The organism is Paraburkholderia sabiae, assembly GCF_030412785.1.
GTDB lineage: Bacteria > Pseudomonadota > Gammaproteobacteria > Burkholderiales > Burkholderiaceae > Paraburkholderia > Paraburkholderia sabiae.
The window spans coordinates 4,928,598-4,942,188 of the sequence record NZ_CP125295.1; the positions used below are offsets into that span (position 1 = coordinate 4,928,598).

Sequence of the window (13,591 nt, forward strand, 5' to 3'; positions counted from 1 at the left end):
CGTCTGTCTCACTCCACTTGTCGTCACTCGTTGTTCGTATGGCGGCGGTCGCTCATTGCGTTTCGGCGGCGACCGCTCGCGAATGCTTCGGTACCCGAACGATTATTCGCGCTGCTGCACGTAGCGCCCAGGCGCGGGCTCGATCACGGGGAATTCGGCGGAACCGGCTTTCGCCGCCGGCTTCACCTTCTTGCCGCCGTACTGCTCGAGCCAGTTCGTCCACTCGGGCCACCAGCTGCCGGGCGTTTCCGTCGCACTTTCGAACCAGTCGTCGGGATTCCCGGGCAACGACTTGTCGTCGCCCGCCACCGACCAGTAACTGCGCTTTTTCTTCGCAGGCGGATTGATCACGCCGGCAATGTGGCCCGACGCGCCGAGCACGAACGTGCGCGGCCCCGACAGCAGCGGCACCGACGCATACGCCGATTCCCACGGCACGATGTGATCCTCGCGCGAACCGTAGATGAACGTCGGCACGTCGATGCGCGACAGATCCACCTTCTCGCCGCACGTAGTCAATGCGCCGGGTTCGCGCAGCTTGTTGTCGAGGTACGTGTTGCGCAGATACCAGACGTACATCGGACCGGGCAGGCTTGTCGAATCGCTGTTCCAGTACAGCAGATCGAACGGCATCGGCGTGCGGCCCTTCAGATAATTGTCGACGACGTAGTTCCACACGAGGTCGTTCGGACGCAGGAACGAGAACGTGTTGGCGAACTCGATGCCGCGCATCAGTCCGGGCGGCGTGCCGTTCTTGCCGCCGATGGTCTGTTCGCGCATCTGCACATGCGCTTCGTCGACGAAGATGTCGAGCACGCCCGTGTCGGCGAAGTCGAGCATCGCCGTGAGCAGCGTCATCGACGCGGCGGGATGCTCGCCGCGCGCCGCGGCCACGGACAGCGCCGTCGCCAGCAGCGTGCCGCCGATGCAGAAGCCGAACGTATTGATCTGCTCGCGGCCGCTGATCTGACGCGTCGTGTCGATGGCCTTCAGCACGCCGTCGGCGATGTAGTCGTCCCACGACTTGTGAGCGATCGACTGATCCGCGTTGCGCCACGAAATCAGATACACCTGATGGCCCGAGTCGAGCGCATGCGCGACGAGCGAGTTCTCGGGCTGCAGATCGAGGATGTAGTACTTGTTGATGCAAGGCGGCACGATCAGCAGCGGCCGCTCATGAACCGTCGCCGTGCGTGGCGTGTACTGGATCAGCTGCATCAGCTCGTTCTCGAACACGACGGAGCCTTCCGTCATCGCGAGATTCTTGCCGACGCCGAAGCGCGATTCGTCCGTTTGCGAAATCTTGCCGCGCTGCATGTCGCTGAGCAGGTTCATCACGCCCTGCCGCAGACTTTCGCCATTGCTTTCGAGCAGCGTCTTCTGCGCTTCGGGATTCAGCGCGAAGAAGTTGCTCGGCGATGCGGCCGCCGTCCATTGCTGCACGGCGAAGCGGATGCGCTCGCGCGTTTTCTGGTCGGTGTCGATCGCGTCGACGAGTTCCTGCAGATAACGCGCGTTCAGCAGATACCACGCCGCCGTGTACGTGTAGATGGGCGTCGTCTTCCAAGCGTCGGAGCTGAAGCGCCGGTCCTTGAGTTCGATACCCGATGCCGTGGCTTGCGCCGCCTGTTGCAGCAACTGCATCGCTTCACGCGAATAGTCGGACTGCAACTGCTGCAGACGATTCGGCGGAATCGATGCGCTCGGCATTTTCAAACCGGCGATCTGCTGTGTGAACTGTTGCGCGAACTGAGGACCGAATGCCTGGCCGAACAAGGCATTGAACGGCTGGCCGGCAGCCTGACCGTTCGGTTGGCCTTGAGCCTGCGCAAACTGTTTGGCTATCTGTTCGAGGAAAGGGTTCGAAAACGGCCCCGAACCTGCCTGTGCCGCCGCCGCTTTCGCGAAGTCGGGCATGGAAGGAACGCTAAAAGGGTTGCCGTTCGCTGCGGCTTGCGCACCCAGCGAACGCCATGCGTTCATCCAGGCATCGAACCATTGTTGCACCCCTGCCGCATTCGCTTGCTGCTGCGTGCGGTCCGACGAGGTGTCCGTGCGAGAAGAAGTCGAGGAAGTGTGAGATGCAGCCATGCCTGCTTTTGACCGAAATGTCCTCGCGGACGGGTTGAGAGGCAGGTACTCGCGCGGGAACAGCGACTGCATCGCGACCGCGTTACGTCCTTGCCCAGTGGAGAACATTCTTGCGCCCCATCGCAAGGCATGTCAATGCTTGCTCCCGATTTTGCCGCAGTGCGATATTTTTTTCATTATCGTTTTCCCGATGTATTTCAACACTATCCGACTTCTGCAGAACGATCGTGCTGTGCAATGCAAAACGAGCCCGTCTGGGCGGGCTCGTCTGACATGTCAGTCATGCGCGGAACGCTTATGCACTGCGCAACCGCGTAGGTCTTCTTAGGTTCGCGCAGTGCAGCATAAGATCGCATGCGAGATAGTTTCGCATCGACTCGCGTGCACCAAAATTGTCTTTGCGCAGCGGGACTTAGGTGGTCTTGTATCGACCGATCAATGGTCCGCGAGCCAGATCAATGCGGCCATTCGCCCCGTCTCGCGATCGCGTCGATATGAGTAAAAACGCTCGCGTTCGGTGACCGTGCAGTGATCGCCACCGACCACGTTCGTGATACCGATCTGAGCCAGGCGAAATCGTGCGAGTTGCGGGAGATCCGCGAGGTACTTGCCCGCATTGGTCGGATGTGTGACGAATGCGCCGGCGACTTCGTCACGTTGTGCGCCGCCGACACTCTTCATGAAGGCGTCACGCACGTCTGGTCCAACCTCGAAAGTCTGCGGACCGATGCAGGGACCGAGATACGCATGCAGCGCTGACATGTCAGTGCCCGCGAGCGACGCGACCCGCTGCGCCGTATTCTCGACGACACCCGACGCGAGACCGCGCCACCCCGCATGCGCGGCGCCCACTGCCCGGCCTTGCGGATCGCACAGCAACACGGGCATGCAGTCGGCAATCATCACGACGCATACCGTGCCCGTCCGGTCGGTCACGCTGGCGTCGGCTTCCGTGGTCGGTTCACCGCGCTTTGCCGCGGCCAGCACGTCGTCGGCGTTCACGACGGTCGCGCCGTGAACCTGCGACAGCCACGCCGCTTCGTCGCGTCCCGTCAGCTTCATCAGACGCGCGCGATTCGCTTCGACGTGCGCGAGATCATCGCCCGATTTCCTGCCGAGATTCAGCCCGCCCGTCCCGTCGACACCGTCGCGCCATGTGCCGAACGGCGGCAGGCTCACGCCGCCGTTGCGCGTCGTGACGAGCGCCTGCACGCGCGGCGACACGGACCATTCGGGGCGCAGCACATCGTTGAAGGTCAGCTCAGGTAAGGTCATGCGCGATGGTCCTTGTCGTCTGCATTTTCATCGGCGTCGTCGTCGAGATCGCCTTCGTCGTCGTAGTCGCCTTCGATGACGACGACGCCGTCGTGCGCGTCTTCGTAATCGTCGTAGTCGTCCTCGTACTCGTCTTCGCGCTCGCGGCCGAGGCCCAATGCTTCGGACAATTCAGCGATATCGTCCGGCGGGTCGGCGCGCCACTGCATCGTCCGGCCCGTCTTCGGATGGACCAGCGCGAGCCGCCACGCATGCAGCGCCTGCCGCGCGAAGCCGCCCGGCAGCGGCGCGACGGAACGCTTGCCGCGCGCGCGTCCATAAACGGGATCGCCCAGCAGCGGATGGCCGATATGCGCACAATGCACGCGGATCTGATGGGTTCGGCCCGTCTCCAGATCGCAGTGGATCGCGGACACGGGTTGCCGCTCCCACACGGTCGAATCGATGCGCCGGAAGTGCGTGCGCGCGGGCTTGCCCGACGCGCCCGTGACCACGGCCATGCGCGTGCGTTCGCGCGGATCGCGACCGATGGGCGCGTCGATCGTGCCGTCTTCCGGCATGTTGCCCCACACGAGCGCGAGGTAGCGGCGCTTCACGGTGCGCGCCTGCAGCTGGCGCACGAGATCGGTTTGAGCTTCGAGGGTACGCGCCACCACCATCAGCCCCGACGTCTCCTTGTCCAGCCGATGCACGATGCCAGCGCGTGGCAGGCCCGCGGCCGCGTCGCCATAGCGATGCAGCAGGCCGTTGAGCACCGTGCCGCTCCAGTTGCCCGCCGCGGGATGCACGACGAGCCCGGCCGGCTTGTTGATCACGACGAGCGCGTCGTCTTCGTAGACGATATCGAGCGGCACGGGTTCCGGCGTGAACGCGAGCTGTTCGGGCAGCAGATCGGGCACGAGTTCGATCGACGCACCGAGCGGCACCGGCTGACGGATTTTCGCGGGCTGGCCGTCGACGCGCACACGCTGCGCCTCGATCCAGCTTTGCAGCCGGCTGCGTGAAAACTCCGGAAAGACTTTGGCGAGCACCTTGTCGAGCCGCTCGCCGGCCAGTTCGGACGGCACCGTGACGACGCGCGGCGCTTCGTCCGCGCGCCCCGCCCGGCCTTGCGCAGCGGCGGATACGGGCTCGCCGGCGACTGCCTCGTCGACGAGATCGTCGTCGAGTGCATCGGCGCCCGGCGCGGCTGCGGGATCACCCGCAGATGCGTCGGCGCGGTCGGCGCTTGGGCTATAATCTTTGTTGCTCTTCCGTGCGCCCTGGTCGGAGTGCTGAGCAGAATGACGGCTGGGACGCGGAGTATTGGAACGGGTCATCGAGACTGGGTCACCTGGACGTAAAAGCTAGACTGGAAAATGCGAGCCTTGAACATCATTACTCAAACTGTTCGAAAGACGGTGGCCCACAAGCTGGCCAGGAAAGCGGCCCTCTATGGCGCCTGCATGGCAGCCGTAACGCTGGTAGCGGCCTGTCATGGCCTGCCGGAAAAGACGGACGAAACGGCCACGTGGACCAACAATAAATTATATACGGAGGCGCAAGACGCCTTGAGCGGCGGGGACTTCGGCAAGTGCGCGAAATACTTCGAAGCGCTCGAAGGCCGCGACCCGTTCGGCCACTTCGCGCAGCAGGCGCAGATCAACGTCGCGTACTGCAACTGGAAGGACAGCGAAACCGATGCCGCCGACCAGGCCGTCAACCGCTTCATCCAGCTGCACCCGGATCACCCGGACATCCCCTACGCGTACTACCTGAAGGGCATGATCCACTTCAACGACGACCTCGGTCTGTTCGGCCGCTTCTCGGGCCAGGACATGAGCGAGCGCGATCCGAAGTCGCTGCGCGAGTCGTATGACGCGTTCAAGGTCGTGGTCGACAAGTATCCGCAGAGCAAGTACGCGCCGGACGCTGCGCAGCGCATGCGCTACATCGTGAATGCGCTGGCGTCGCATGAAGTGCACGCGGCCGACTACTACTACCGTCGTGGCGCCTATGTGGCCGCGATCAACCGCGCGCAGCTCGCGATCAAGGAGTACAAGAACGCGCCCGCGATCGAAGACGCGCTGCACATCATGATGCTGTCGTATCAGAAGCTCGATCAGCCGCAACTCGCCGACGACACCAAGCGCATCCTCGCCGGCACCTTCCCGGACAGCCCGTACATCACGGGTCATTCGCGTCCCGGCAAGGAAAAGTCGTGGTGGCAGTTCTGATCGTCTGATCGGCTTCCATCAAGCAAGAACGCCACGGTTGATGCCGTGGCGTTTTTGTTTTGGGCGTCCGCTTCGCATTTAGCGGACGCTTTCAGCTTTGAGCGCTCAATCCCGCTCGAAGAGCGCGATCGACTCGACGTGCGACGTATGCGGGAACATGTTCACCACACCCGCGCCCTTCAAGCGATAGCCCGCCTCGTGCACCAGCAGGCCCGCGTCGCGCGCGAGCGTCGCCGGATTGCACGACACGTAGACGATGCGCTTCGGCAGCGGCCCTTCCCCGCTCTGCGCGATGTCCGCCAGCGCCTTCGATACCGCGAGCGCGCCTTCGCGCGGCGGATCGATCAGGTACTTGTCGAAGTGGCCGAGCGCGCGGATGTCGTCGGCGGTGACTTCGAACAGATTGCGGCACGCGAACGACGTGTGGCTGTCGACGCCGTTTTCCTTCGCGTTGTCGAGCGCGCGCGAGGTCAGCACTTCGCTTCCTTCGATACCCACCACTTCGCGCGAAATCCGCGCGAGCGGCAGCGTGAAGTTGCCGATGCCGCAGAACAGATCGAGCACGCGGTCAGTCTTTGCGGGCGCGAGCAGACGCAGCGCCCGGCCGACCAGCACGCGGTTGATCTGGTGATTGACCTGCGTGAAGTCCGTCGGACGGAACGGCATGCGGATATTGAACTCGGGCAGCGAGTAGTCGAGCGGCTTGTCGAGCGGATAGAACGGATAAACGGTATCCGGTCCTTTCGGCTGCAGCCAGAACTGCACGTTGTGCTGATCGGCGAAATCGCGCAGCAGCTGTTCGTCGGCGGCGTTGATCGGCTCGAGGATGCGCAGCACGAGGGCCGTCACCGATGCGCCGACGGCCAGTTCGATCTGCGGCATGCGGTCGCGAATGGACAGCGCTTCCACCATGTGGCGCAGCGGCACCAGCATGTCGGACACGTGCGGCGGCAGCACTTCGCAGCTCGTCATGTCGGCGACATAGCTGCTCTTGCGCTCGTGGAAGCCGACCAGCACGCCGCCCTTCTTCGCGACGTGGCGCACCGTGAGGCGCGCGCGATAGCGATAGCCCCATGTCGGACCGTGGATCGGACGGAACACGGTTTCGGGGCGCAGCTTCGCCAGATGCATCAGATTGTCTTCGAGTACGCGGCCCTTGACAGCGATTTGCGCGCGTTCGTCGAGATGCTGCATCGAACAACCGCCGCACGTGCCAAAAAACTTGCACTGCGGGCGGGTACGGATCACGCTCTCTTTAAGAATATCGACGACCTGCGCCTGCTCGAAACTCGGCTTCTTGCGATAACTCGAATAGGTGACGCGTTCGCCGGGCAGCGCGCCCTCGACGAAGATGACCTTGCCGGGCGAGCCGTCTTCCGTGACGGTGCGGCCGACGCCGCGCGCTTCCATGTCGAGCGAGTCGATATCGAGTTCGGGCGCCTTGAACGGGCCGGCGGCAGCGTCTTCGCGCGCCTGCTTGCCCTTTCTGGACGAGCGCGTTCTACCAATGTGGGGGACAGTTTCGGACACCTGCGACTTCCTGAAAGACTCTGTAAAAGTGGAACCAAACACGAGATTGTAGACGAACGACACACACCGACGGAGATTTGACGATGCGACTGATCAGCTGGAATGTCCAGTGGGGACGCAGTGCGCACGGGGACGTGAACCTGTCGCGCACGATCGACGAAGCACGGCGGCTCGCCGATTTCGACGTGCTGTGCATGCAGGAAGTGACGCGAGGCTTTTCGGTGCTGGCGGGTCATCCCGGCGACGACCAGTTCGCCGAGCTGGCCGATCTGCTGCCCGGCTACACGGTGCTGGGCGCGATCGGCGCGGATCTGGCGCCGCTCAAGCTCGATGCGCCGGCCGCGCCGCGCCGGCAGTTCGGCAATGCGCTGGCGACGCGTTTGCCCGTCGAGCGCGTGATCCGGCATTCACTGCCGTGGCCCGCCGATCCCGACGCGCCGTCGATGCAGCGTGTCGCGCTCGAGGCCGTGCTTCGCGCGCCCGGCGGGCCTGTACGGGTGATTGTTACTCATCTCGAGTTTTATTCGCTGAAGCAGCGGCTTGCTCAGGTTGATTGGCTGCGCGAGATGCAGCAGGAGGCGGCTGCTCATGCCGCGAACCCGGCGCCTGCCGAGAATGCGATCGGGCCTTTTGCCGATACGGCTCGGCCTGTCAGTGCGATTGTTTGTGGCGATTTCAATAGTGCTTACGACAGTGACGCTTATCGGCGGATGCTGGATCCGCTTGATGGAAGTCCCTCTTTCGTCGATGCCTGGACCGCGTTGCATCCTGGGCAGACGCCGCCTATGACTGCGGGTGTCTATGACACGGTCCAGTGGTCCGATGGGCCGCTGACGTGTGACTTTGTTTTCGTTACCGAGGATTTGCAGGGGCGGTTGCGAAGGTGTGAGATTGATAGCGCTACGCGGGCTTCTGATCATCAGCCCATCGTGGTTGAAATGGGTTGAGGTTGGTGGTTTTGGGTTTTGGGTTTTGGGTTTTGGGTTTTGGGTTTTGGGTTTTGTGCTGGCATCCGCGGTTTCGTAGCGGTGCTTCATGCGTTGCCCCTGTGCGGGGCGGCACCTACTTTTCTTTGCAGCGGCAAAGAAAAGTAGGCAAAAGAAAGCCGCTTCAAACCTCCGGTGCCCGCCAGAATAACGCCACGGCACACAGTCTTTGAGCTGTCGCGCAGTGACGCCAACACTCCGTAGAAAGCCCGCAGTCACGCGCGCGCGACGCGAAAGATGACATCCACTCGGGGCACATTCGGTCGGCTTGTTTTTGTGTGTTTGCCTTCGGTCTGATTGCGGCGTTATGTGCTCCAGACTGTGTCTGGGTTTTCGCGCTGTGCGCGGTTGACTGCGGGCTTTCTACGGAGTGCGGAGGTCGCTGCGCGATAGCTCAAAGAACATGTGCCGAAGCGGTATCCGGGCAGGCACCGGAGGTACAAAAGCGGCTTTCTTTTGCCTACTTTTCTTTGCCGCTGCAAAGAAAAGTAGGTGCCGCCCCGCACAGGGGCAACGCATAAAGTACCGCTACGAAACCGCGGATGCCAGCGAGAGAAAACCCAAAAACAAAAACAAAACCCAAAATCGCGACTAGCGTCGCAGACAAAAAAAAATCAATTATCGAACGCAGAGAGATACTCCCCCCAATGAGGCGCCGGCTCTTGCGCCAGAGAGTTCTTAACGAGTGCTATCTCATCGGCATACTCTTCAGGCGAGAACCCCCCACGCATCAACTGAAACCTGCAATACAGCAGATACGTATTGACGACATCCGTCTCACAGTAATTACGAATCTCATCGATCCGCCCCGCCTGAAACGCATGCCATACCTGCCCGCCATCCATCCCGAGCTTGCCGGGAAACCCGCACAGCTTGGCCAGCGCATCGAGCGGCGCATTCGCCCTCGCCTGATACATCGCGAGCACATCCATCAGATCCGTATGCCGTGAGTGATACCGGCTAATGTAATTGTTCCACTTGAAATCGCGATCGTCTTCGCCAAGATCCCAATACCGGTTCGCGCGAATGCCATTAATCAGCGCCCGGTAATGCAGCACAGGCAGATCGAAGCCGCCGCCATTCCACGACACCAACTGCGGCGTGTACTTCTCGATGGTCCGGTAAAACGACTGCACGAGCGCCGCCTCGCCGTCCGCGGGCGAACCGAGCGAACGCACGCGAAAGCCATTGTCGTCGCGGAACACGCAGGAAATCGCCGCGATGCGCTGCAAGTGATGCGGCAGAAAATCGCTGCCCGTCTTCTCGCGCCGCGCCGCAAACGCGTGCTCGGCGACTTCTTCATCGGACATCGTGGCGGGAAGACTTTCAAGCCGGCGAATGCCGGCGACATCGGGAATCGTCTCGATGTCGAAAACCAGAATGGGTGTCATCAGTTTCTAGAGAACGGCGTCCTTGCGTACGCCATTGGAAGCAAAGAAGCGCTTCAGACGCACCAGCGCCTCTTGCTGGATCTGGCGCACACGCTCGCGCGTGAGGCCCATTTCGTCGGCGAGTTCTTCGAGCGTGGCCGGTTCGATGTGATTCAGCCCGAAGCGGCGCTCGATCACATGCCGATGCTTGTCCGACAGCCGCGCAAGCCACGCACGCGTCAGCGTCTCGAGTTCGCGATGCTGCACCTCGGCATCGGGCGACTGGCTCTGGTCGTCCGACAACAGATCGAGCAGGCTGCTCGCCGGGTCGAGATCGAGCGGCGCGTCGAGCGACGCCGTGTGTTCGTTCAGCGCGAGGATATCGGTGACTTCATCGGTCGTTTTGCCCGTCAGATACGCGATATCGTCGATACTCGCATCGCGGCGCTCGGCGGCTTCGCCCGAATTCATCGAGTTCTTTTCGAGGTGACGCTTCGCACGCAGCACCTGATTCAACTCGCGGATCACGTGCACAGGCAGACGCACCGTGCGCGCCTGGTTCATGATCGCGCGCTCGATGCTCTGGCGGATCCACCACGTCGCGTAGGTCGAGAAGCGAAAGCCGCGCGTCGGATCGAACTTTTCGATGGCGTGCATCAGGCCGAGGTTGCCCTCTTCGATCAGATCGAGCAGCGGCACGCCGCGATTCAGATAGCCCTTCGCGATGCTGACCACGAGCCGCAGATTGCGCTCGATCATCACCTGACGCGCTTCGAATTCGCCCGCCTTGGCGAGACGCGAATAACGCTGCTCTTCCTCGACGGTAAGCAGCGGCTTCACGCTGATCCGGTTCAGGTAATGCTGGATCGTGTCGGCCGTGAGTTCGGCCTGCAGCAGCGCGCGGAAATCGTCGGCGTCAGGCGCGGAATCGTTTGCGCCTTCGCGCGAATCCGATTCTTCTTCGCTACCCGACGCCCGTTCGTCGGCGTCGTTGCCGTTGTCGAGATCGTCGACATTGTCGTCGTCGGCGTCAGAAGCGCCGGCGTCGTCCACCGAAACAGGCGTGGCACGGCTGAGGGACTCAGTCTCTGCTTGCGATGGGCGGCGCTTCGATTTCGGCATGGTCGTATCGCTTGGCTTATTGCGGCGGCAAATACTTCATTGGGTCGACAGGCTTACCCTGCCGGCGAACTTCGAAATGCAACATCACGCGGTCCGAATCACTATTGCCCATTTCGGCGATCTTCTGCCCTTTGGTCACCGCGTCACCTTCTTTTACCATCAAAGCGCGATTGTGTGCATACGCTGTGAGATACGTTGCGTCATGTTTGATGATAATGAGATTGCCGTAACCGCGCAGCCCATTTCCTGCATAAACCACGCGACCATCAGCGGAAGCCTTTACCGCTTCGCCCGCCGAACCGCCGATGTTCACGCCTTTGTTCTTCGAATCGTCAAAGCCGTTGAGCAGCGGACCGCGCACCGGCCATGCAAACGTCACGTTGCCGTTCGCTGCCGTCGTATCGCTGGCAGCGGGCGGCGGCGTCACAGCCGGCGCACCTGACGCGCCCGGCGCCGCACCGTACAGGGGCGGCTGGTTGGCAGCGCCTGCCGACGGCGAGGCGGGTGTACCCGGAGCGCCATTGATCGGCGCGCTCTGCACTGCACCACCGCCGATCGGCGCCGTCGCGACACCCGGAACCAGCGGCGCGCCGTTCGCGCCCGGCGGCGCCACGCGCAGCAACTGGTCGACTTCGATCTGGTTCGGGTTCGTCAGGTTGTTCCACGCGGCGATGTCGCGATAGTTTTGACCGTTTTCGAGCGCGATCCTATACAACGTATCGCCCGGCTTCACTCGGTAGTAGCCCGGAGGCGGCGGGCCGAGCGGCACGGGCGCCTGCGCGCCGGGCGCTGCGCCCGTCTGCGTCACGGTGCCGAGGTTACCGGAGCGATCGACCACTGGCGCCTGATCGAGCCGCGTCGCACATGCAGCCAGGACGGACAGCATGGCCACGCAAACGCTGCGCTGAGCGACGGACAACGGGACATTCAGGCTGGTTCTTTGCATCGCGCGAAACATACTCATCGGGTTCAAATCACTCCGGATTTTAAGGGGACAAAGAAAACGCGATCAAGCCGCGATTCGCGCCATTGCGCGGGCCCCGTGCGCTCGACGAGCGTGAGCACCTGCGACTGTCCGTCCTGCGATCCGACGGGCGCCACGAGCCGCGCGCCAATGGCGAGCTGTTCGAGCAGCGCCTGCGGCACATCGAGTCCGGCGGCAGCGATCACGATGGCATCGAACGGCGCAGCCGCGGGCAAACCGATGCGTCCGTCGCCGTAATGCAGACGGATGTTCGGGATGCGCAGCGGGCGCAGGTTCGTCTTTGCGCGTTCGTAAAGCGGTTTGATGCGTTCAATCGAATACACGTCGCGCGCGACCTGGCTCAGCACCGCGGCCTGATAGCCGCAGCCCGTGCCGATTTCGAGCACGTTGTTGAGCGTGCGGCCCTGCGCCGCCAGCTCGATCATCCGCGCGACCACGGAAGGCTTCGAGATCGTCTGGTGATGGCCGATGGGCAGCGCCGCGTCTTCGTACGCCTGGGTCGCGAGACCGGGATCCACGAACATGTGGCGCGGCACCATCGCCATTGCGTCGAGCACGCGCGGATCCGTGACGCCGTTCGTCCGCAGCCGTTCGACCATCCGCTCTCGCACGCGTTCGGAGGTCAGCGTGTGCGCGCTCGTCAACGCGACGTTCGGCGCACCCGTGCGTTCGAACGTCGCCGTCACGGGACGCGGCAACTGGTTGCGCGCGCCGTCGTTGCGGATCGTGGTGGCACTTTTCGTATTGACGATTCCGGACGCGGTTTTTGTAACGGCGCTTTTTGCCACCGCGCTGTTGGCAACGGATTTGACGACGGCAGGCGTCCGCGCGGACGAGCCGGTCACTTTCGCGTTCGAATTGAGGGCGCGGCCCGCCTGTGTGTTCGCGTTAGGCGCGGCCGGCTTCGGCGCGGCCAGTTTGGGTGCTGCCGGCCTGCCCGTTTTCGCACCGCGCGCATCGCCGGCGCGCGCGTCGGCCCGGCGCGGCTCACGCACCAGGTCTTCGAGTCCAAGCGGAAAGCGCTTTGCGCGCTCGCCGGTCATGAAGTCCCGCTCCCGGCGCGCACCCAGTCGCACGCCGTGGGCAGCATCGCCGTATCGGTGAGATCGAGTTGCAGCGGCGTGATCGACACGAAGCCGTTCGCCACTGCATGGAAGTCGGTGCCTTCGCTGGCATCGCGCGCACTGCCCGACGGCCCGATCCAGTAGATCGGCTCGCCGCGCGGGTTGGTCTGGCGGATCACCGGCTGCGACGGATGCCGCTTGCCGAGACGCGTGATGCGCCATTCGCGCAGCTGCTCGTAAGGCAGGTTCGGAATGTTGACGTTCAGCAACGGATGGCCGGGCAACGGACGCTCGAGATAATGAGCGACGATTTCCGCCGCGACGCGCGTCGCGTCTTCGAGATGCACCCAGTCCTTGTCGACAAGCGAAAAGGCGATGGCGGGCACACCGAACATGATGCCTTCCGTGGCTGCCGCGACGGTGCCCGAGTACAGCGTGTCCTCGCCCATGTTCTGACCGTTGTTGATACCCGACACGACGAGGTCGGGCGTATGGTCGAGCATGCCCGTCAACGCGATGTGGACGGAGTCGGTCGGCGTGCCGTTCACGTAGTAGAAGCCATTCGCCGAGCGCAGCACGGAGAGCGGCCGCGACAGCGTCAGCGAATTCGACGCGCCGCTGCAATTCTGTTCGGGAGCCATCACGGTGACATCGGCGAGTGGCTTCAGCGCTTCGTAAAGCGCAGCAAGGCCTGGCGCCAGATAACCGTCGTCGTTGCTGAGTAGGATTCGCATCCGGCGATTGTAACCGAGGAAACAAGGCACGCGAACGACACACAGAGCCCGTGCATGCCTATGCTTTCAAGCATCGTGCGACGTGTTATGCAGCAAGTCGAAAGCGCACGGTCGTTCGCGCTTGCTTTACACTGGTTCGCTGCGGCATGCGCGTTGCAAAGACCGACGCAAGCCCGACGCAACCACGGACACAAGCCGGGAGCACGCTTATGAAGCAT

General features: G+C 62.8%; 11 protein-coding genes. 2 read left to right on the top strand and 9 right to left on the bottom strand.

Annotated elements, in window-relative coordinates; genetic code table 11:
- Positions 1-102: 102 nt before the first annotated feature.
- The 3 genes from phaC to QEN71_RS22215 form a co-directional block, all read right to left on the bottom strand.
- Entirely contained in the window at positions 103-2,091 is a 1,989-nt protein-coding gene (gene phaC / locus QEN71_RS22205; RefSeq protein WP_201652175.1) for a class I poly(R)-hydroxyalkanoic acid synthase, read from the bottom strand.
- Between the two features lie 435 nt (positions 2,092-2,526).
- Positions 2,527-3,366: a peptidoglycan editing factor PgeF gene (pgeF, locus tag QEN71_RS22210; RefSeq protein ID WP_201652173.1), complete on the bottom strand. Its 840-nt coding sequence runs from the start codon at positions 3,364-3,366 to the stop codon at positions 2,527-2,529.
- Positions 3,363-4,685 carry an RluA family pseudouridine synthase gene (locus QEN71_RS22215; RefSeq protein WP_201652171.1) on the bottom strand — a complete coding sequence of 441 codons (1,323 nt, stop codon included), beginning with the start codon at positions 4,683-4,685 and terminating at the stop codon, positions 3,363-3,365. The genes pgeF and QEN71_RS22215 overlap by 4 nt, the downstream gene beginning before the upstream one ends.
- 39 nt (positions 4,686-4,724) lie before the next feature.
- Here QEN71_RS22215 and QEN71_RS22220 point away from each other — a divergent pair, with 39 nt between their 5' ends.
- Positions 4,725-5,582 (top strand): outer membrane protein assembly factor BamD, encoded by an 858-nt coding sequence (locus QEN71_RS22220; protein ID WP_201652169.1) that lies wholly within the window; start codon positions 4,725-4,727, stop codon positions 5,580-5,582.
- 105 nt (positions 5,583-5,687) lie between these two features.
- Here QEN71_RS22220 and rlmD read toward each other — a convergent pair whose 3' ends face one another.
- Positions 5,688-7,112 carry a 23S rRNA (uracil(1939)-C(5))-methyltransferase RlmD gene (gene rlmD, locus QEN71_RS22225; RefSeq protein ID WP_201652166.1) on the bottom strand — a complete coding sequence of 475 codons (1,425 nt, stop codon included), beginning with the start codon at positions 7,110-7,112 and terminating at the stop codon, positions 5,688-5,690.
- Between the two features lie 83 nt (positions 7,113-7,195).
- Between rlmD and QEN71_RS22230 the strand changes: the two genes are divergently transcribed.
- Entirely contained in the window at positions 7,196-8,059 is an 864-nt protein-coding gene (locus QEN71_RS22230) for an endonuclease/exonuclease/phosphatase family protein (RefSeq protein ID WP_201652164.1), read from the top strand.
- A gap of 653 nt (positions 8,060-8,712) precedes the next feature.
- Here QEN71_RS22230 and QEN71_RS22235 read toward each other — a convergent pair.
- From QEN71_RS22235 to surE, 5 genes are read right to left on the bottom strand one after another with little or no spacing between them, the layout of a single operon-like run.
- Positions 8,713-9,489 carry a 3'-5' exonuclease gene (locus QEN71_RS22235; RefSeq protein ID WP_201652162.1) on the bottom strand — a complete coding sequence of 259 codons (777 nt, stop codon included), beginning with the start codon at positions 9,487-9,489 and terminating at the stop codon, positions 8,713-8,715.
- Between the two features lie 6 nt (positions 9,490-9,495).
- A complete protein-coding gene (gene rpoS, locus QEN71_RS22240; RefSeq protein WP_201652160.1) occupies positions 9,496-10,590 on the bottom strand; it encodes an RNA polymerase sigma factor RpoS in 1,095 nt (364 codons plus the stop codon).
- 16 nt (positions 10,591-10,606) lie between these two features.
- The gene (locus QEN71_RS22245; protein WP_201652158.1) at positions 10,607-11,554 is read right to left on the bottom strand and encodes a peptidoglycan DD-metalloendopeptidase family protein; all 948 of its coding nucleotides are present in this window, start codon (positions 11,552-11,554) and stop codon (positions 10,607-10,609) included.
- A 5-nt stretch (positions 11,555-11,559) separates the two neighbouring features.
- Positions 11,560-12,618 carry a protein-L-isoaspartate(D-aspartate) O-methyltransferase gene (locus QEN71_RS22250; RefSeq protein ID WP_201652156.1) on the bottom strand — a complete coding sequence of 353 codons (1,059 nt, stop codon included), beginning with the start codon at positions 12,616-12,618 and terminating at the stop codon, positions 11,560-11,562.
- Complete coding sequence (gene surE, locus QEN71_RS22255) at positions 12,615-13,373, bottom strand: 5'/3'-nucleotidase SurE (protein WP_201652154.1); 759 nt, start codon at positions 13,371-13,373, stop codon at positions 12,615-12,617. The genes QEN71_RS22250 and surE overlap by 4 nt, the downstream gene beginning before the upstream one ends.
- Positions 13,374-13,591: the final 218 nt, after the last annotated feature.